Annotated in this window: 21 protein-coding genes and 1 tRNA gene; 17 read left to right on the forward strand and 5 right to left on the reverse strand. The window is 27.4% G+C overall.

Annotation, left to right across the window (positions count from 1 at the left end; all coding sequences use genetic code 4):
- Positions 1 to 44 precede the first annotated feature (44 nt).
- From MCRO_RS00170 to MCRO_RS00230, 13 genes are all read left to right on the forward strand, one after another.
- Entirely contained in the window at positions 45 to 2,003 is a 1,959-nt protein-coding gene (locus MCRO_RS00170; protein WP_013054245.1) for an MAG1210 family protein, read from the forward strand.
- Positions 1,996 to 2,670 carry a LemA family protein gene (locus tag MCRO_RS00175; RefSeq protein ID WP_013054303.1) on the forward strand — a complete coding sequence of 225 codons (675 nt, stop codon included), beginning with the start codon at positions 1,996 to 1,998 and terminating at the stop codon, positions 2,668 to 2,670. Before MCRO_RS00170 ends, MCRO_RS00175 begins: the two co-directional genes overlap by 8 nt.
- A 72-nt stretch (positions 2,671 to 2,742) precedes the next feature.
- The gene (locus MCRO_RS03970; RefSeq protein WP_013054388.1) at positions 2,743 to 3,126 is read left to right on the forward strand and encodes a DUF4234 domain-containing protein; all 384 of its coding nucleotides are present in this window, start codon (positions 2,743 to 2,745) and stop codon (positions 3,124 to 3,126) included.
- Between the two features lie 75 nt (positions 3,127 to 3,201).
- Positions 3,202 to 3,597, forward strand: coding sequence for a tRNA (adenosine(37)-N6)-threonylcarbamoyltransferase complex ATPase subunit type 1 TsaE (gene tsaE / locus MCRO_RS00185; protein ID WP_013054555.1), 396 nt, complete (start codon positions 3,202 to 3,204; stop codon positions 3,595 to 3,597).
- Positions 3,597 to 4,142: a tRNA (adenosine(37)-N6)-threonylcarbamoyltransferase complex dimerization subunit type 1 TsaB gene (gene tsaB, locus MCRO_RS00190; protein WP_013054751.1), complete on the forward strand. Its 546-nt coding sequence runs from the start codon at positions 3,597 to 3,599 to the stop codon at positions 4,140 to 4,142. The genes tsaE and tsaB overlap by 1 nt, the downstream gene beginning before the upstream one ends.
- Positions 4,142 to 5,083, forward strand: a complete 942-nt coding sequence (gene tsaD / locus MCRO_RS00195; RefSeq protein ID WP_013054667.1) for a tRNA (adenosine(37)-N6)-threonylcarbamoyltransferase complex transferase subunit TsaD — start codon at positions 4,142 to 4,144, stop codon at positions 5,081 to 5,083. Before tsaB ends, tsaD begins: the two co-directional genes overlap by 1 nt.
- 13 nt (positions 5,084 to 5,096) lie before the next feature.
- Positions 5,097 to 5,921 (forward strand): HAD-IIB family hydrolase, encoded by an 825-nt coding sequence (locus tag MCRO_RS00200; protein ID WP_013054234.1) that lies wholly within the window; start codon positions 5,097 to 5,099, stop codon positions 5,919 to 5,921.
- 40 nt (positions 5,922 to 5,961) lie between these two features.
- A complete protein-coding gene (locus MCRO_RS00205; RefSeq protein ID WP_013054134.1) occupies positions 5,962 to 6,786 on the forward strand; it encodes an HAD-IIB family hydrolase in 825 nt (274 codons plus the stop codon).
- Between the two features lie 196 nt (positions 6,787 to 6,982).
- Positions 6,983 to 8,176, forward strand: coding sequence for an elongation factor Tu (gene tuf / locus MCRO_RS00210; protein ID WP_013054124.1), 1,194 nt, complete (start codon positions 6,983 to 6,985; stop codon positions 8,174 to 8,176).
- A gap of 62 nt (positions 8,177 to 8,238) precedes the next feature.
- Positions 8,239 to 9,855 (forward strand): CTP synthase, encoded by a 1,617-nt coding sequence (gene pyrG, locus MCRO_RS00215; RefSeq protein ID WP_013054175.1) that lies wholly within the window; start codon positions 8,239 to 8,241, stop codon positions 9,853 to 9,855.
- 82 nt (positions 9,856 to 9,937) lie between these two features.
- A complete protein-coding gene (locus MCRO_RS00220; protein WP_013054219.1) occupies positions 9,938 to 10,672 on the forward strand; it encodes a hypothetical protein in 735 nt (244 codons plus the stop codon).
- Between the two features lie 116 nt (positions 10,673 to 10,788).
- A complete protein-coding gene (locus MCRO_RS00225; protein WP_013054658.1) occupies positions 10,789 to 11,121 on the forward strand; it encodes a hypothetical protein in 333 nt (110 codons plus the stop codon).
- A gap of 50 nt (positions 11,122 to 11,171) precedes the next feature.
- Positions 11,172 to 11,516, forward strand: coding sequence for a hypothetical protein (locus MCRO_RS00230; RefSeq protein ID WP_041593995.1), 345 nt, complete (start codon positions 11,172 to 11,174; stop codon positions 11,514 to 11,516).
- Between the two features lie 71 nt (positions 11,517 to 11,587).
- Here the strand turns inward: MCRO_RS00230 and MCRO_RS04075 are convergent, their stop codons facing one another.
- Complete coding sequence (locus MCRO_RS04075) at positions 11,588 to 11,848, reverse strand: hypothetical protein (RefSeq protein ID WP_013054604.1); 261 nt, start codon at positions 11,846 to 11,848, stop codon at positions 11,588 to 11,590.
- 450 nt (positions 11,849 to 12,298) lie between these two features.
- Here MCRO_RS04075 and MCRO_RS00240 point away from each other — a divergent pair, with 450 nt between their 5' ends.
- Positions 12,299 to 12,730 carry a hypothetical protein gene (locus MCRO_RS00240; protein WP_013054468.1) on the forward strand — a complete coding sequence of 144 codons (432 nt, stop codon included), beginning with the start codon at positions 12,299 to 12,301 and terminating at the stop codon, positions 12,728 to 12,730.
- 275 nt (positions 12,731 to 13,005) lie between these two features.
- Here the strand turns inward: MCRO_RS00240 and tyrS are convergent, their stop codons facing one another.
- The gene (gene tyrS / locus MCRO_RS00245) at positions 13,006 to 14,238 is read right to left on the reverse strand and encodes a tyrosine--tRNA ligase (protein ID WP_013054660.1); all 1,233 of its coding nucleotides are present in this window, start codon (positions 14,236 to 14,238) and stop codon (positions 13,006 to 13,008) included.
- Positions 14,239 to 14,246: 8 nt separating this feature from the next.
- Positions 14,247 to 14,837, reverse strand: coding sequence for a TyrS-associated PheT N-terminal domain-related protein TapR (gene tapR / locus MCRO_RS00250; RefSeq protein WP_041593997.1), 591 nt, complete (start codon positions 14,835 to 14,837; stop codon positions 14,247 to 14,249).
- Between the two features lie 168 nt (positions 14,838 to 15,005).
- Here tapR and MCRO_RS00255 point away from each other — a divergent pair, with 168 nt between their 5' ends.
- The 3 genes from MCRO_RS00255 to MCRO_RS00265 all read left to right on the forward strand — a co-directional run bounded on the left by MCRO_RS00255 (position 15,006) and on the right by MCRO_RS00265 (position 18,915).
- On the forward strand, positions 15,006 to 15,872 hold the full coding sequence (locus MCRO_RS00255; protein ID WP_013054547.1) for a DegV family protein: 867 nt from the start codon (positions 15,006 to 15,008) through the stop codon (positions 15,870 to 15,872).
- Between the two features lie 206 nt (positions 15,873 to 16,078).
- Complete coding sequence (locus MCRO_RS00260) at positions 16,079 to 16,900, forward strand: hypothetical protein (RefSeq protein WP_013054204.1); 822 nt, start codon at positions 16,079 to 16,081, stop codon at positions 16,898 to 16,900.
- 92 nt (positions 16,901 to 16,992) lie between these two features.
- Entirely contained in the window at positions 16,993 to 18,915 is a 1,923-nt protein-coding gene (locus MCRO_RS00265; RefSeq protein WP_013054297.1) for a DNA gyrase/topoisomerase IV subunit B, read from the forward strand.
- Between the two features lie 45 nt (positions 18,916 to 18,960).
- Here the strand turns inward: MCRO_RS00265 and MCRO_RS00270 are convergent, their stop codons facing one another.
- Together MCRO_RS00270 and MCRO_RS00275 are read right to left on the reverse strand one after the other, a co-directional pair.
- Complete coding sequence (locus MCRO_RS00270; protein ID WP_013054339.1) at positions 18,961 to 20,532, reverse strand: lipoprotein 17-related variable surface protein; 1,572 nt, start codon at positions 20,530 to 20,532, stop codon at positions 18,961 to 18,963.
- Between the two features lie 50 nt (positions 20,533 to 20,582).
- Positions 20,583 to 20,658 (reverse strand) — tRNA-Thr (locus tag MCRO_RS00275).
- Positions 20,659 to 20,745: the final 87 nt, after the last annotated feature.

Consider the following 20,745-nt stretch of genomic DNA (forward strand, 5'->3'; position numbering starts at 1 on the left):
ATTAAATAATTTCATTTTAAAGGAGAAAGAAAGAAAATTAAATTATGAAAAACATTGAAAAAATTTATGATGTTAATAAAACGTTTAAAGATAAATATCAGCAAGAACATGAAGAGAATACTATAAACTACTTTTGTGATCTTGTTGAAAAATCTAAAATTGATATTTCAGAAAACATCAAAACTAATGTAGAAATAAGAAAATTAGAAAAATCATTAGTTTCAAAAACAAAATCCACCAAAACAAATAAAAAAATGAAAAAAGTTTTAATTGTTTTAGGTGTAATTCTTTTTTTATTAGGTTGATATTTCTTAATAGGACCATTCGTTTTATCAGGAGCAAAAGATTATACAACAACTAAAAAAATAATACTTTCACTTAGTGGTGGTTTAATGCTAATAATATCGATATTAATGATTTTGTATGTATTTAAGATTAATAAAAAAATACTTGCAAACAACTTAATGAATTCAAAGAGCGATGCAAAATTAGAAGAACTAAAAGAATTAGTAAAAAAACAATTAGAACCATTAAATGGTTTATACTCTTACGGTACTCTTAATCAAATAGTAAGTAAAACTATTCCTGATTTTGAATTTAACGATTTTCTAAATGCTGAATGATTACACAATTTTTTAAATACATATAATTTTGAAATTATAGATTTTGGAAAAAACGGTTCTTATAAATCATTAATATCGGGTGAACTTTACGGTAATAAGTTCCTTTTAGCAGATATGATCAAATTAGAAATCGAAACCAAGAAATATTTTGGAAATCTTGAAGTTGCATATAGTGAAAAAAGTAAAAAAATTAACGGTGATACTGTTATTAAAACAGTTAAACAAAATCTTGAAGCTTCTGTTGTTAAGTCTTATCCTAATTTCTATCAATCGCCATTTTTATTGTATGGTAATCAATTGCTGCCTAATCTAGATTTTTCTAGAGATCCTTCTGAATTGAATTCGAAAAAACCTGATGAGGTAGATAAATTTATTCAAAAGAAAGCAAAAGAATTTGAAAAATTAGATCGCAATTCAACTAAACAAGGTGGTCAATTCTCATTAATGAGTAATCTAGATTTTGAAGTTCTATTTAATTGTACAGATAGAAATAATGAAAAAGATTTTAGAATGCTATTTACTCCATCAACTCAAAAAGAATTAACTGACATATTTAGAGATAGAGATACATCATTTGGTGATGTATATACATGGGTAAAAAATTCAAATATGAATATCTTAATGTCGAGTTGTTTGGAAGATCTAAAATTTGAAGATTATATAGATGAGACAACTGTTGAATGTAATAGTAAATTATATTATTCACCAGATGAATTTTATAATACAAACATTAATATTGCTAGACAAAAATTTATTGATGCAAACGTTTTTTATTTTAAAAAACTTTATTATATATTTGCACCAATTCTTGCTACTCACGAGTTTCACAATAGCAAACCAAAAGAAACAACTAAAAAATACAATGGTGAAGCAAATTTTGCCACAATTCAACATGAAGAATTTGCGAATGAATTATTAAAAAATGAAATTGATGCGGTTTCACACAACGAATCTTTAATAGATGACATTATGAAAACAAAGTTAGTCACAAAACACGGTTTAGTAGATGAGGTTGAAGCAACAGCATATGGTTTTAATGCAGTAGAGAAAGTAGATTATATTGATGTAAAAGCTGGTAATGGGAAATATTACCCTGTTCCTGTAACTTGATATGATTATGTCCCAGTGAAAAAAACATCAAGATTTTATGCAATATCAATACCAGTTAAAGAATCGTTATTAAGTACTTGATCATGTGTAGATATTTCAAATCATGAGCTTTGAAATGATAATTTTGGATCTGATGTATTTCCAACAATTAAAAACTCAACTCTTATTTTATTAAAACAAGATAGAGAGTATGATCTTAAGTTATTAGAACAAATAGTTATGGATTATGCAAAAGAATTAAATAAAAAGGAAAAATCAATTAATGGCTAATCAATTAGACGAATTAACAAGCCCTGTTAACAACCAAGGTAATGATGTTAATGTTATTAACAAACAATTGGAAGTAAAAATTGGTTTGAGTTATGTTTTATTAGAAATATTAGCTTGAATATTTTTAATAATTCCAGGGATAATAATTTTAGTAAAAAAAATAAAGGCAAAACAATACTTTGATCAATTGCAACAAAAAATTCAAAGATCTGCTTCACAAGTTGATAATTATTTAGAACAAAGAGTTATTGTTTTGCAAAACACAGCCTCACTTGTTCAAAAATCTATAACCCTTGATAAGGATGTTATGTTGGGTGTTGCTGAATTAAGATCCACTAATCCTAGAAAAAACAATAGTCTTGAAGATAGAAATGATAAGAATTTATTGCTTGATGGAATATCTAGAAATATAAACATTGCTTTTGAAAAATATCCAGAATTAAACTCGATAAAAGCTATTCAGGATGCAATTCAACAAAACTCACAATTACAAAAGGAAATAACTGCTTCAAGAGAATATTATAATGATAATGTTTCAAAATGAAATACCGATATATTCAAATGATATGTTTTTAAGTATGTTGCAGGTAAAAACAAATTTACAACAAGAATACCCTTTTCAACAAGCGCAGAAATAAAATCATTATCAAAATCCGTTCTTTTATAAAGATTTATTATTTTTATACTATAAAATATATTAGAAATTATTTAAAATAAATAATTTCTAATAAGGAGTAAAATGTTAAAAACAAATAACAGTGCAATAAGAATTTTCTTGTTTTCACTTGTAACTTTTGGTATTTATGGATTGTTTTTTCTACATAGAGTAGCTAAAGAAACCAATCAAATTTGTCAAGGAGACAGACGTAAAACGGGAGGATTACTAGCATTTATAATTTTAGGAATAATTACTTTTGGTATTTATGTCTTAGTGTGAAAATTTAAGATTCTTTCAAGAAGAAGATTATTCTTAGAAAAAAATGGTCGTAAAGGAGTAGCTAGTCAAACAGTATACTTACTGTGAGCTTTATTATTCTTTCCTGTTGCACCAATATATTTTTATTTTAAAGGTACATGACAACACAATGCAATTTGTGAAGTTTATAACCAATTAAAAAAATAACTTTATAAAAAAATGCGGGTGGCCGCATTTTTTTATATTTAACAAAAGGTAAAATAAAGTATTATTATATTACTTATGAACTCAACTAAATATAGAACTAAAACAATTCAAGATGTTGTAATTTTTGCTAAAGAGTTATTAACCATTTTAAATGAAAAGAAAATTCTTCTTTTGGATGGCCAATTAGGAGCAGGAAAAACAGCGTTAGTAAAAGAGATTGGAAAATTGCTAAACATTGGTGAAACTATTAATTCACCTAGTTTTAACTATATGAAAATTTATGATGGTTTAATTCATATTGATTTATATAACTATAAAGGCGATATTGAAGAATTTGAAGATTACTTTGAGGATAACATCGTTGCTATAGAATGGGCAAATAAGACAAATTATAATTTTAAAAATTACATAAAAATTAATGTTGAGATTGATGGTAATTATCATGTTTATAAAATTGAGGAGATTAAATAATGAAACTTTTTTTAGACACATCTAGTGAAGATTTCCTTCTTCTTTTAATTGATGAAAACAACAAAATAATTGATAATATTTTTTACTCTTCATATAAGAAAAAAGTTAATTTAATTGTTGATTCATTTAAAGAAATTTTGAAAAAAAACAATTTTAAAGTTTCTGATTTATCATCATTGTATACGAATATAGGACCTGGTTTTTTTACTGGAACAAGATCCTCTTTGGTTTTTTTTAGAACCCTTGCTATGATCAATAAATTAGATGTTTACACTTGTACAAGTTTTGATATTTTAGAGAAACAAAACCAGTCAGAAAATTTATATTTAGATGCACAAGGCGGAAGTGCATATCACTTTAAAAAATCTTCAAAAAATATAGAAGTAATTAACAACTTCGAAGGAATATTAAATAAAATCAATTATAATGATTTAGTTATTAATTGAGATTATTATAAGAACATTTTTATAAAAACCGATAAAAAAAATTTGCTAGATTTAAGTGTTTTATACATAAAAAAACCTCAAATAGGAGAGAAAAAATAATGCTAATATTAGGTATAGAAACAAGCCATGATGATACATCATTAGCTTTATTAAATGAACATGGTGTAGTAGATATGATAAGTATATCTCAAGCAGATTTTTTTAAAAAATACGGTGGAACTATTCCTGAATTAGCTTCAAGAGAACATGTTCAAAATATAGCTATAATTCTTGATCAAATGATTAAAAAACATAATTTGAAAGATATTAGTCACATTGCATACACTGAAAAACCAGGATTAATTGGAACACTTCAAATTGGATTTTTATTTGCAAGTGCATTATCACTTTCTCTTGATGTACCGCTTATTCCGATTAACCATTTATACGGACATCTATTTTCAGCTTCCATTGATAATAAAGTTATTTTTCCAGCGTTATGCCTATTAGTTTCGGGTGGCCACACTCAATTGCTACTAGCAAAAGATGTAGATCAAATTGAAATAATTGGTGAAACAATGGACGACGCAATAGGAGAAGTTTTTGATAAAGTAGCTGCTAAATCAAATATCGGCTTTCCCGGTGGACCTATAATTGATAAAATTTTTGAAAATTATCGTGGTGAATTTATTACTTTTACTAAACCAAAAACTTTAAAAGAACTAGATTTTTCTTTCAGTGGTTTAAAAACACAAGTTATAAATTACATTCATAATTCATTTCAAAAAAACACTAAAATAGATGTTAATCAAGTAGTTGCAAGTTTCCAAAAAACAGCAATTGATTACGTTATAGAAAAAACTAAAACAGCTGTATCACAGCACAATATAAAAACACTTATACTTGGTGGAGGGGTAAGTGCTAATTCTTATTTAAGAAAGGAATTTGTTAAAATTTTTGATAATACAATTATTCCTAATTTAAAGTATGCTACAGATAATGGAGCTATGATTGCTCAGTATGCTTTTCTTCAATTAGAAAAAATGAATTCAAAAAAATAACTATAATTAAAATATGACATACATAGGACCAAAAATATTTTTCATTGACCTTGACGGAACATTGATAGATGAAAAAAGTAAAACATTAATTAGTGAAGAAAATTTACAAGCACTTTATGAACTTAAAAAATATTCTCATTTAGTTGTTTCGACAGGAAGAAGTTTTAACGATCATAAAGTACAAGAAATACTTTCAAAAATTCCAAGTGAGTTCATAATTTGTTCATCAGGTGCACATATTTATGAAGACAAAAATTTAATCAAAAGAGACTTTTTTAATCAAAGAACGTTGGGTTTTATTAAAGATTATGCTATAAAAAACAAAATACCTTTTGTTCTTTTTTCGGATGAGCATGAGGATCTAATTGTCTATAATAAATTTCATCGATGAGTAGCTAAGAAGTTTTGAGGAAAAAGAGTAAATGTTGAAATTTGTAAAGAATCAAAGGCGATAAACAAAGTCGGAATTGTTAAAATTGCTTTTTTAACTTGACCATTTAAAATGAAAAAATTAGTTAAAAAAATTAATAATGACTTTCATTCGGTTAATACATACACAGCTAATGGCAATTGAGTTCTTGAAATAACAGATAAAGATACTAATAAACTTAGTGCTAGTATTTTTATAGCCAACAAACTAGGTATCAATATTAAAGAAACTATTCACATCGGTGATTCGATGTCCGATTCTGTTACTGTTGGTACAGTTGGTAAAACAATAGCAATGAAAAATGCAGATAAAGAATTTAAGGATATGGCAGATATTATTGGACCCAAAAACAAAAAAGCAGGTGTTGCACGAATAATAAATGCAATTTTAAAAAGAAGTATTCTATAAGAATGCTTTTTAATTTTTAAAACTATCTTATAATTTGTTTATGAATACAACATTTGTACCAAAAATTATATTTCTAGACTTAGATGGAACGTTAATAGACATTAAAGATGGAAAAATAAGAGATATAAGTAAAGAAAATTACGAGTATTTAATTGAATTAAATAAAAAAATTCCAGTAGTGGTTTCAACAGGTAGAGGGGTTAATGATGCCACTGATGTTTTGGTTTCAAGATTAAATCAAAACTCATATATAGCTTGAAATGGAGCTCAAATAGTTATTGACGGAAAATTAGCTTTTAAAAAACCTATTCCAGAACCTATTGTTAATGAAATTTTTGATGATATTAAAACTTCAAAAATTAGTGTTATACTAAACTCTGATCCTAAAAATTTAGCATTTGCAAGTAACATTTTTTATAAATTTGTGATGAAATTTGCTAAATATAACGCTAAGTTATACAAGGATTATAAAGGTGGAATTGAAGTTTTTAAACTTTTATTATGATGTCCATCAAAACAAAAAGTTAAGAAACTTCATGATGAGTGAAATCAAAAATACAAAGGCAAATTAACGATTTGTTTAAGTGGTAAACATAATGAATTTATAGAAATAACAGCTCATAATGTTTCAAAGGGTCATGGCGAACTAGAATGATGTAAAATATATGGAATTGATCCTAAATATGCAATGCACATAGGTGATTCGCTTAATGATGCTTCTCCAAAAGATAAAATAGGTTGTTTAGTAGCCTTAAACAATTCAGTACCAGAACTAAAATCTGTTGCAGACATTAATACAGAGATAGATTTTACAAATGCTGGAGTTGCAAGATTTTTGAAAAAGTTTTTAAAAGATAGAATTTAACTTTTAATTCATATAAAACATTGTTTTATTATCAAAAATCAATTTTAAAAATAATTAATAATTTAATATATAATATAAAGTAATTTTATACATATTAAGTTTTTAGTGCTTATGGATAGGATCTAGTTGTAAGGCTAGACTTTAGGTGGGTTTTAGCGCTAAAATTCAAAAAAATATTGAAAGGAAATAAGATTATATGGCAAAAATAGATTTTGACCGTAGCAAAGAACACGTTAACGTTGGAACAATCGGACACGTTGACCATGGAAAAACAACTTTAACAGCTGCAATTGCTACAGTTTTATCAAAAAAAGGATTATCAGAAGCTCGTGATTATGCTTCAATCGATAATGCACCAGAAGAAAAAGCACGTGGGATAACAATTAATACTTCACACGTTGAATATCAAACAGAAAAACGTCACTACGCACACGTTGACTGTCCTGGTCACGCTGACTACGTTAAAAACATGATTACCGGAGCAGCTCAAATGGATGGAGCAATCTTAGTTGTTGCTGCAACAGATGGACCAATGCCTCAAACAAAAGAACACATTCTTTTATCAAGACAAGTTGGAGTTCCTCGTATTGTTGTTTTCTTAAACAAATGCGACATGCTACAAGGTAAAGACGGTGAAGAAATGATCGACCTTGTTGAAATGGAAATACGTGGATTATTATCAGAATACGGATTTGATGGAGATAATGCACCAGTTGTTCGTGGATCAGCATTACAAGCTTTACAAGGAAATGCAGAATACGAAGACAAAATTATGGAATTAATGTCTGCGGTTGATGAATACATTTTAACACCTCAAAAAGACTTAGACAAACCATTCTTAATGGCCGTTGAAGACGTTTTCACAATTACAGGACGTGGAACTGTTGCTACAGGACGTGTAGAACGTGGAACATTAAAATTAAATGATGAAGTTGAAATTGTTGGGTTACACGCAACTAAAAAAACAGTTGTTACAGGAATTGAAATGTTCCGTAAAAACTTAAAAGAAGCTTTAGCTGGGGATAATGCAGGATTATTACTACGTGGAATTAACCGTGAAGATGTAGAACGTGGACAAGTATTAGCTAAACCAGGTTCAATTATTCCTCACACAGAATTCGAAGCTGCAATTTATGTACTTAAAAAAGAAGAAGGTGGACGTCATACACCATTCTTAAAGAACTATAAACCTCAATTCTACTTCCGTACAACAGACGTTACTGGTGGAGTTGAATTCGAAGCTGGACGTGAAATGGTTATGCCAGGAGAAAATGTTAACTTAAAAGTTAAACTTATTGCTCCTATCGCTGTTGAAGCAGGAACAAAATTCTCTATCCGTGAAGGTGGACGTACAGTTGGTGCTGGTTCAGTAACAAAAATTATTAAATAATATATGTACAAAGATACATTGCTATTTTTCTAGCGGTGTATTTTATTTTTAGAAGGAGAAAAATGAAGACAAAATTTATATTTGTAACTGGTGGAACTATATCAGGATTAGGAAAAGGAGTTACAGCAGCAAGTTTAGGTAATCTATTAAAAGCCAATGATTATAGTGTATTTGTTTTAAAACTTGATCCTTATCTCAATATAGACCCGGGTGTTATGTCGCCAAACGAACATGGTGAAGTTTACGTAACTGAAGACGGTGGAGAAACCGATCTAGATCTAGGACATTATGAAAGATTTATAGGGGTTAGACTTAACAAAACAAGTAATTTTACATCAGGGAAAATTTACCAAAGAATCTTAAACAAAGAAAGAAATGGAGATTATGAAGGAAAAACAGTTCAAGTAGTTCCTCATGTGATTGATGAAATTATTTCAATTATTTTAGATAGCGCTAAAGCCACAAAACCAGATTTTATGATTGTTGAAATAGGTGGAACAGTTGGTGATATTGAATCAAACCCATTTATATATGCACTTGCAAAGTTTTTTAATTTATATAGAAAAAACTCAATGATGTTCTATGTTACTTTTGTTCCTTACTTAGCAGCAACAAAAGAATTTAAGTCTAAACCTACTCAAGTTTCTATAAATACACTTAGAACCTTTGGGCTAAATCCTGATATTTTACTCTTAAGAAGTCAAGGCGAATTACCCAAAAATATGATTTCAAAAATATCATCAACGACATTTGTTGATCAAAATAAAATTATTTCAGTACCTGATCAAACTAATATTTACAAGATACCTTTATTTTTATTAGAGCAAAATATTTTGAGCAATATTTTTAACCATTTCAATTTAAAAGAATCAAGTAATTTTCATAATAATTTACAACCTTGAAAAAACTTTATTAACAAAATTGAACAACATAAAAAAGCATTGATTAAACTTGCTTTAATTGGTAAATATACAGAACTTGAAGATGCATATCTATCGATTATCGAATCGCTAAAAATATCTTCAGCGCATAATGAAGTGAGTTTAAAATTCGATCTAATCAATGCAGAAAATATTAACCAAAAAACCTGTGCAACAGTGATAAATGGTTATGATGGAGTTTTGATTTTACCTGGTTTTGGAGCAAGAGGTTTTGAGTCAAAAATAATGGTTTCTAACTTTACAAGAGAAAATAAAATTCCTACATTAGGAATATGTTTAGGATTTCAAGCTATGGTTGTTAACCAAGCTAGATTAGTGGGAATAACCAATGCAAATAGTGCTGAATTTATGAGATCAAAAAACGATGGAGTTGCTGTTTTAGATATACTCGAAGGTAAGGATAAATCTAAAAATTTAGGAGGCACTTTAAGATTAGGTTCAAGTGATACAAAACTCTTAAAAGATTCTATTGTTCACAATATTTACAAAAATGAAATAGTTTCAGAAAGACATAGACATAGATATGAAGTTTCTAAAAAATATGTAAAACTTATTCAAGATAATAATTTTATATTTTCTGGTTTTAGTTTAAAGGAAGAACTTGCCGAAACATGTGAATTGAAAAATCACCCATTTTATGTTGGTGTTCAATACCATCCAGAATTTAATACGACTATATTAAATTCACACAAATTATTTGATGCTTTTATGCGTAAAGTAATTGAAAACAAGAAGTAATAAATTTGGAAGTTGGCTTCCTTTTATTATGTTTTTTTGTTTTGAAATTTACTATAATTAAAATATATTAAAAGAGGTAAGTATGAAAATTAAAAAAATTATTTTAGGTAGCTTAATTTTATCATCAATAATAGGACTTGGTACTGTTTCTATTTCTTGTGGTCAACCAAATGATAAAAGAGTTGATGCTTTAATCACAGAAGCGCAATCTCTTGGTGAAAAAGCAAATCCTATTTTAGAAGAACTTAAAGAACAAAAAAAACAAATTGATATTTATGATAACCTAACAAAAAATGAAAAAAAACTAGTTGATTCAGTTATATTAGCTATATATGATGGAACAATATTCGATATGCTTTTAGATGGCTTAGAAAAAACTATAACTACTTATAATGGTAGCAATTTTTTAGATATATACAATAAATCCTTAGATGATGTAGCTATAAAATTGGGTGCAAAATCATTTCATGAACTCGTTACTGTTGCCGTTTCTCTCATTGATAATGTTGTTGATTCTGAAATCGAAAATAACAATAATGGTATAAAAACAAAAGATATTGATGACTTGTTTGATGGTTTTTCAGATGGGACTAATTTTAAAGAATTAGAAGATGTTCTTAAAAATTTGAAGGTTGAAGAATTAACTGAGATTTCAAAAACGATAAAACCTATATTTGATACACTGAAAACAGTAATTAGAGCACAAGTTGAAACTATAAAAGAAGAAGCAAAAAAGAAAGGTTTAAGCAAAACCTTTAATGAAACAGTAAAAAACAAATTGAATGTACTTGAAAAAGAATTAAATAAAGTAAAATAATTTGTTAAAGTGTTGGTTAAACCAACATTTTTTCATGAAAATCATTTTCTTTATTTTGCTTATTTATAGTATTTTTAGTATAATCATAATGTTATAAAAAATAATAAAGGAAAAAAATGAAATTAAATAAATTTATTTTATCAGGCGCTGTTTTAGTCTCTGGTGTAGCTGCTATAGCAGTGTCAGTATCTTGTGCTAGTTCAAGAGAAAAAAAGATTGATAAACTAATAGCTCGTGCCGAAAAACTTGGCCAACCAGGAGTATTAATAGTTTCTTCTTTAAAGAAAGAAAAAGATGGATTAAAAGAGTATGACAAAGCTACTTCTGAAGAAAAGAAGGAACTTAATGCTGCAACCAAATTATTAACAGGCAAGACATTACTAGAACATCTAGATGATGAATTGGCTAGAATGGAAAAGGAAATTGCTGAGCTGGAAAAAGCTAAGTAAAAAATAAGCAGTTTACTTATTTTTAGTATTATTAATAAGTAAAGGAATATATGAATTTAAAGAAAAAAATATTATTAGGTTCAATATCGTCTGCATCAATAGCTACTGTTGCTTTAACGGCTTCTTGTAGTCTTACTATTGGCGGAAGAATTGAAGACCTAGGAAAAAGAATGGATAAATTAACCGGAATTAAAGCACTTGCAATTCCTGGTCTGAAAATCACATTAAGTGCAATTAAATTGCAATATGAAGCTTATGACAAGTCTTCTAAAGAAGAAAAAGAAACTTTAGATAAAACTTCTAAAGGTTTAACTGGTAAATCAGTCTTAGATAACATCACATTACAACTAGATGGTCTTGAAAAATCTTTAAAAGAAATTGAGGCAGGCAAATAAATGAGTAGAAGATCTGTAAAAGTAGAAGGACAAACTTCATACGTTTCGAGAAATACATTTGATTTGATAATTTATAACTTAGCTATATTGATATTCTTAATATTAGCATTAGTTATGAGATACATATTTACTGGATATTTCTTAGATTCAACAGTTGGATTATGAACAACAATGATTTTGTGAGGATTTGTTGTTACATTATTTTTGATCAAATCATGAGGAAGTAGAGCACTTAAATTATTCAATTGAATATATTTATCGCTGTTTGGATTAGCACTATTATGAATGATTATTTTTACAATAATCATAAGTGCAAAATCAAGCGTAGACATAAGAGCGTTATATATATCGTATTTTGCTTTAATGCTAACTTTTTATGTATTATCAACAACATTATTGGTTATCCTACTTGTTAGAATAAAAAAATAAACAAAAAAGACCAACTGGTCTTTTTTTAATTAAAATTGTTGTGGTCTAAGAAGCTTTTAAATTATATTTTTTTATAACCCAAAAATTAATTTTAATAAATTTTAAGGTAAAAAATGAAAGTATTACTCAAAACATAACAAAGATACAAGAGTTTAAATAAAGATCAAACAATTGAGCATATTTTATCTCAAACTCCGGCAAAAAGAATGCTTAGATATCTTCAAAGAAACCTAGTGATTTAAATAATTTAGGAAATTTATCTTTGTAATCTTAAAAAAACAACACAACTTTGCATGTTGCTTTTTTAAAAAATATCATTTAGTATTTGTTAGAATATTATTGACGGAGGATGAATGGATATATCAGCAAGAAGAGCAAGAAATGCCGCTCTTATAAATATTTTACTAGAAATATTTTTCATGTTTTTTGGGTTGACAACCTTTCTAATAGCAAAGTTTGTTGAGAATAAAAAAGTAGGTGAAATATTTAATTATGTTTCACTTGGATTATTTGTTTTATGAATAGTTTTCTTTATTATTCTTTTAACAAGAACCAGAGATTTTAAATTTCTTTTTTGACAAAGAGTAACCTATATTTTAGGTTTCGTACTATTGATATCTTTTTCGGTTTTGGTTGTTATTTTTTACAAAAAAATACCGGAAAATGTTTTAGAGTGAATCCCTTTAATTGGTTTAATAGTTTCTTGATTATTTTATCTTATTACAATATCTGTATTGATTGTTATGAGAACCAAAATCAAAAAAACGTTTTCTCAAACAGTCTAAGACAAAGTCCATTATGGACTTTTATTTTTTTAAATCTATGTATATTTGTATAGCAATAGTTGTTTAATGCAACTTTAAAAAAAGTATAAAGAAAAAACACAAGTAGTTTTTGAACTTATGTTTTTAAAATTATCACTGTTTGCTTTTTTTATTTAAAAGTTGTAAGAAAAAAGATATTTCAAAATTAAAACAAAGTGCAATATGTAGATAATAATTTTTTATGTTTAATACAAAAAAGTTTTTTGCTTTTTACAAAATAAAACACTGTTTTGATTTTAATTTATAATTTTTGCTAAGTATAATTGTTTTTTCCCTTTATGGATTATTGCAAATTTATTTGAAAACAGTTTTGAATGGACAAGCGTTTGATCATTGACTGGTTCTTGATTTAATTTTAAAGAGTTTGTTGTTATGAATTCTCTTGCTTCTCTTTTTGAAGAAACAACTTTAATTCTAATTAATTCATCAACAAGATTTTGACCTTTTTTAATTTCAATAAGTTCTACACCGTCCTTCATTATTTCAATATCATCTATTGTTAATGTATTAACATCAAGATTTTTATCGAATAGAATACTTGTTAATTTTTTTGCTTTTTCAGCATCGTTTTTTGAGTGAACATCAGAAACCACAGTAAAAGCTAATACCTCTTGTGCATAGTGTAATTTAGCATTTTCATTATGCTTATTAATTATTTTATTAATTTCATTTATATCGATTAATGTTAATCATTTCAATAATTTTTCAACCTCAGAATCAGGTTGATTTAAAAGGAATTGATATAAGTTATAAGGTGAATTCATTTCTTTGTCTAATCACAAACTTCCTCCACCTGTTGATTTACCAAATTTGTTTCCTGAACTATCTGTAAGTAAGTTTAAGGCTACTGCAACAGCCTTGTTTTCACTTTTTAATTTATTTATTATTTCAAGTCCTGCTGTTAAGTTTCCTCATTGGTCCGAACCACCACATTGAACTTCAACTTGCTCATCAACATTTAATTTGTAAAAGTCATAACCTTGAATAAGTTGATAAGAAAACTCAGTAAAACTAAGACCTCTTTCAATCCTTGAAGCTACTGAATCCTTGGCCAACATATAAGAAACATTAAGCAATTTACCAACATTTCTAAGAAAATCAAGCACTGACATGTTTTTATAAAAATCATAATTATCAACTACTTGAAGTCCAAACTTCTCGAGTTGTCTTCTTATTTTTGTTTTATTTTCAAGCACTGTTTTTTCATCTAATAAACTTCTTTCAGAATCTTTAAATGAAGGATCACCAATCATTCCGGTTGCTCCACCTATTAAAGCATAAGGTTTAAAACCGTATTTTTTAAATCTTAATAAATTTAAAATAACTATATAGTTTCCTAAATGCAAAGACTTTGCTGTTGGATCAAATCCAGAATAAACTCTTGGTTCACCCTTTAACGATAAAAACTTTTCTTCATTTGAAATATTATTTAAAATACCTCTTGCTTTTAAATCATCTAATATATTCATCTTAACTCCTATAGTTCAAATTCTAAACCGATTTGATTTTCTTTACCAAAAATCAAACCTTCTTTTTTAATTCCAAGTGTCTCATACCCACTTAACATTCCAAAACTTTTAACACCAATTAAAACACCTTCATCAACAACCATTCCTGTAAAAACTTTTGAACCAGGCAAGGCACAAACAAGAACCTTTCCTTCTGTTGAATCTAAAGTATTTGTTACTAATTGAATAACTTCATTTGTATGTACATTTATTAATAAATCCAAAACAAAAAGTTTTTCGCTTTTTGGGTGTATAGTTCTTTTTAATACTTTTGCATATATAAACTTAGTTTTGTTTTGAAATTTAAATTTGGAATTTTTTGATAATAATATACCCATTATTTTTTGAAAATCTTCTTGATTAACAGAACTAAAATTATTTTTAAAATTAACATTTAACTTGTTTGTATTAAATAAATTTATTGAATGAACTTGAAAATTATTGTCACAAAAAACCACAAAATTTTCATATTTAAGCTCTTGCTCTATCTTTATTTTTTCGTCGACCGACACAATAGTTGTATTGTCGAAATTATTTATTAATGTATGTTGGATAATCATAGTTATATTATATATAACAGAATAAAAAAATAAAACAAAATCATATCAATAAAATTACTTAATATGAATATTATATTGAATAATTTTATTGATATTAAAAGAATTTTCATTTTGAACATAATTTTTAATTTTTAACAAATCTTAATTTTTGTCTATTATAATAATACTATGAAAAAATTAGCAATAGTAGTAGATTCGTCTTGTGGTTTAACAAAGGATGAAGTAGAAAAATTAGGATGATATTTTATTCCTATTCACATAGAAATAGATAACAAGTTATATGATGATGGAATCAATATTAACTCAAATAACCTGTTTGATATTTTTGGACCTAACTCTGATAAAGCTAAAACTAGTTCAACTAAATTAGGTATTGTAATTGACTTAATTGAAAAGTTACAAAAAGAATATGAAAATATTTTGATTTATCCTATTAGTATGCACTTATCAGGTCAATTTCAAGCACTTAAAGTTCTTGAAAAAGATTATTCTAATTTACATATTGTTAAATCTCTTAATATATCTCAGTTGATAGTACTAGAACTTCTTGAATTTGAAAAGAAACTTAATGAAGGCGGTAATTTACAGGAATTATTATTAAGTCTTGATCAACCAAAAAAACAAAGCATTTCATTAATGCCTAAATATAATGACTTTTTAGTTAAAGGTGGTAGACTTTCGCCAGGTGCAGCAACATTAGCCAAACTCTTTAAAATCATTCCAATCATAAAATTTGAAGAAGGTAAATTACTTAAAGAAGGTAAAGGAAGGGTTTTCATGAAAACGGTCCTTAACATTCTAAAAGAAAAACATGATGCTTTAGTAAAAAATAAGCATGTTAAAGAGTTTGAGTTAATTCTTCTTCATTCAAATAATAGTGAAATTGATTTTATAGAAGAAGAGGCAACAAAAATTTATAATCAAAAACCAAAAATTTTAAAAATTCCAAGCACTGTTTCCATACACACAGGTCCAGAGGCAATTGTGATAATCACATTACCTTATAAATCAAATGTTTTGGATAAACTTTATTAATGAAACAAATTATTAATGTTGAAAATTTCAACATTTTTTAATTATTTTTTTATATATTTCATTAATACAATAAAAATATAATATCTTTATATTTGTATATAATTTTAATATAAGAAAATATATTAGAAAGGGTTACAATGTCATCTAACACTTCACAAGTAAGTAGAAACTCCAGTGAGGAGTGTTCTAACCAAATAACGATATGAATGAGAATTAAAAAATCAGCTTTTATTGCAATGATTTTTACAATCATATTTTTATTAATAGCTGTTGCTGCAGTAAGTTTTTATGTATTTGTTTATATTAAAAAAAATACTATTAATGTCGAAACAATAGGATTGGTATTTTTGAATACAGCAATTACCAAAGTTCCTTATTATGATCAAATATTAACATATGCTGTACCTCTTGTGGTTATAGTTTTCTTGTTAATGATGTTTTCAATACACAAAAAAGTAAGTTTTCTAAATATTTTGTTATTGATTATAGGACTTGTTTTGGTTTTGGCTTCATGTTCAATTGAAGCGCTTATGAACATATCCAAAATTAAAGGTATAGCTATTTTAAATACTATATGAACAAAATATAATTGATTTTTATCAAGCACAGGAGTTGTTGTAATAACAATTTTAATATACCTTATTACTGTCTTAAAGTTTATAAAAGCAAAGAAAGAATTAAGTGCTTGAAGGATGGCGCTTCATGAAGTTGTTGCCTATGAAAAAGCCGAAAAAGAAAAAATTAATAATTTCCTTAAATATCAAGCACAAACTCAAACCATAAATCAAGATGTATATAACCAAATGGCAGCCAATCAAGAGGCTTATAATAAATCTGTGGCTGCAGCTCAAGAAAATGAGTTAGAAAAACTAAGACGTAAAAAAAGAGAACTTGAACTTGAAAAAGAAAGAAAAGACATAGAAACTTTAACTAAAGAAATCAATTTTAAACAAACTATTGTTGAAACAAAAACTGAAACGTCAAAAGCGGCAACCAACAATACTACAAATGATAAATGGAACTTATAACTACTTATTTAAAAAGACAAGTGAAACTTGTCTTTTTAAATAAAAAAATGAATTTTATTATTTAACAACTTTTGCATTATAATATTTTTACTATGGCAGCAGATAATAACACATATACAGCAAAAAATATAACTCAATTAAAAGGTCTAGAAGCAGTTAGAAAAAGACCAGGAATGTACATTGGTTCAACTGATGTAAATGGTCTTCATCACCTTGTTTGAGAAATAGTTGATAACTCAATAGATGAGTCGTTAGCGGGTTATGCTAACAAAATAATATTAACTTTGAAGGAAGATGGTTCAGTAATTATTGAAGATAATGGTCGTGGAATCCCAGTCGGTAAAGTGGATGCAACTAGAAGTGCAGTGGAGTTAGTTTTCACCGAATTGCATGCTGGTGGAAAGTTTAATGAAGGAGCTTATAAAACAAGTGGTGGGCTTCATGGTGTTGGTTCATCAGTTGTTAATGCACTTTCTACAAAATTAATGGTTACAGTTTATCGTGATGGTTTTGAATATCTAACCGAGTTTAAACAAGATAAAATAATTCAAAAAACACATAAAGTTGGGCCAACAAGAAAAGTTGGAACGATAGTTCAGTTTTGACCAGACTATGATTTTTTCAAACAAGCAAAATTAAATTATGAAGTTATCAGTGAAAGACTTAAAGAAAGCTCGTTTTTAATATCGGGTCTTGAGATAAAAATAATTGATGAAAAAACAAAGAGTGAAGAGATCTTTAAGCATGTTGATGGAATTGCTGCATTTTTAGGATTTTTAAATGATAGTAAAAATGCAATAACACAACCAATAACCTTTTCAGATGTTAAAAAAGAAATTGAAGTAGACTTTGGATTTCAATACACAGACTCATATAATGAGTTAATTGTTAGTTTCGTTAATAATGTTAAAACTAGAGATGGTGGTACTCATGAAACTGGACTTAAAACAGCATTAACAAAAGTATTTAATGATTTTGGTACTGATGAAGGTGTTTTAAAAAATAGAAATGTTTTTGATCCAAGTGATATAAGAGAAGGATTAACTGTTATTCTTTCTCTTAAAGTTCCTGAAAAACACCTTGAATTTGTCGGTCAAACAAAAGATAAGCTAGGGACACCAGAGGCCAAAAATATAGTAGAGGAATTAGTAACAAAACATCTTAAATTATGAATAGCTGAAAATAAACAATTAGCAAAAAAAGTTCTTGAAAAAATAAAGAGAGCTTACGAAATTAGAAACGAAGAAAAAAAGCAAAGACAAGAGTTAAGAAAAACAAAATCTATATTAAAAGACAAGCCTATTTTATCTGATAAATTAACACCTGCACAAAGCAAAAAACCAGAAGAAAAAGAATTGTTTTTAGTAGAGGGTGATTCGGCTGGTGGTAGTGCTAAGAGTGGAAGAGATAGAAGATATCAAGCTATTTTACCACTAAGAGGAAAAGTAATTAATGTTGAAAAATCTAAACTTATTGATATTCTTAAAAATACAGAAATAGGAACAATAATTAACTCGATCGGAGCCGGCTACGGTAAAGAATTTGACTTAACCAAAGCACAATACGGAAAAATTATAATAATGACCGATGCTGATACTGATGGTGCTCATATTCAAATATTATTACTAACTTTCCTATATAGATATATGAAACCACTCATAGAAGATGGAAGAGTTTTTATTGCACTTCCACCTCTTTATAAAGCGCTTAATAAATCTAAAAATGTTTCAAAATATGCTTGAGATGAACTTGAATTAAAAGCCATCATTTCTAAGGCGGGAAGTTGAGAAATTCAACGTTACAAAGGACTTGGTGAAATGAACGCTGACCAACTTTGAGAAACAACAATGAACCCAGAAACGAGAAGTATTGTTAAAGTAACAATTGATGATATTACACTTTCTGAAAGAAGAGTAAGTACATTAATGGGTAACAACGCCTCACTAAGAAAAAACTGAATTGATAGACATGTTGATTTTTCAAACGAAGACGAATTTGAAATGATTAATAAATAATAAAAACTTAATAAAAAAATATTGGAACATTCCAATGTTTTTTTATTATTTTCAGAATCAAATTGTTGTTTCAAAATCTGATTGATCAAATCCGTAAAGTTGCATACTTACTTTTAATTTAATAGAAACTTTTATATTTTCGGTTCCGTTATCTTGTTTTGCTTTTTCTTTAGAAATTTCTAATACTTCAAAAAACGGAGCATTTTCTTCCGATAAAGAAATATCGCGGTTATCTGTCGTTATATCTCCATTTACTTTGTTATACCAAACTTTAAATAGATTTTGGGGTTTATATCCACCATTATAATTTTCTAATTTTCCAACTTTTGTGTTGTCGTCATATCAAGCTTTAAATCCTTGAATGTTTGAAAATCTTTTAGCTAATTCATCTCTTGTTCCATAGTGTATATGGAACTTATCTTTTATACCGTCATGATCGTTGCTAAATTCAACTGAAACTTTTTTAAAATTAGGAATTGTTATTGTTTTAACTTCTGATGTTTCTGGTTCGCTATAAGGAGATTCTGAATCTTTTAGGTGGTATTGAACTGATAACTCACCTTTTTTATCATCAGCCGTCACTGCAACTATTACAGGACTATAAACTTTATTAGAATTAACTGTTGGAATTGTTATTAACCCATTATTAACAAATCTTGATGACAATGTATTTCTACCTGAGTCGTGTTTATGAGTTCAATATAAATGTGAAGCAGTTACATTATTGTGTACATCGGCATCATTAACCTTTATCCCGCTTGCAACTGAATTTATTTCATTTTCGGTTGTGAGAGTAATGGTTTTAACATTTACACTTTCAACAGGACTTCCTTCACCTTCTTTACTTTTTAAAGTATAGAAAGGAGGTTTAACAACTTTGTAACCAATTGATATTGTATTGTTTGCTTCTTTTTTTGATGTTATAAATTTTACAGTGTATCTTTCAAGTGTTTTTTCTGATGCTATAGCATTCCCATTTACACTAAAAACTATGTTTGCATATTTTCTTAAATCTTCCAATTTTGTATTAGTGTCTATCTTAAATGATTCCGGTAATTTATTAAGTGTTTCTTTATTGTATAAATATACATCAAAAACAGAAGGCATCTTATTTGCTTTAAGCGAATAAGTTTTTCTTGTGGTTTGAACGTTATCTCTCATAAAAACTAATTCAAGACTAATTTCACCTTTGTCATCATTAAAATCTAATAAGTTTGTTGTATATGTCACATCCTTACTCAAATTATTAACAACAAAATATTTTGGATCTAATTTTGTCATTCCATCTGTAGTCATTTGACTTGGCAATAAATCTAAAGAGTTTAATATAACTTCAACTTTATTAACATCAAACACTTCAGTAACTTTAGGTGTAACCTTTGCAGGAGACAACACTGTTCAAGGCATACTTTCTTTTGGTTTAACAACAGGATCAACTGGTTTTACTGGTGGAGTAACTGGTTGACTTGGTGTAGGTGTTTCAGGTGTTTCAGGTGTTTCGGTTTTATTAACCTCATTTTTATCTTTTTCATTCTGGTTATTACATGAAATTGCAATAATAGAAAATGGGATAACTGACAAAGCAGTTAATCCTGCTAATAAAATTTTCTTTTTCATAATGTTCCTTTACGTTATAAGTTAATTTTGGTCTTTTCAAAGAAAAGAAATGGTGCCGACAACAGGACTTGAACCTGCGACCCCATCCTTACCATGGATGTGCTCTACCAGCTGAGCTATGACGGCGTATTTTTATTATACAATATTATTTAAAAAAATAGGTTATTATGTTTCCTAAAATGATTGAAAAAGTATAATGAATTGCCTTATATT

It is taken from the genome of Mycoplasma crocodyli MP145 (genome assembly GCF_000025845.1).
In the GTDB taxonomy this organism is placed as follows: domain Bacteria; phylum Bacillota_I; class Bacilli_A; order Mycoplasmatales; family Metamycoplasmataceae; genus Mycoplasmopsis; species Mycoplasmopsis crocodyli.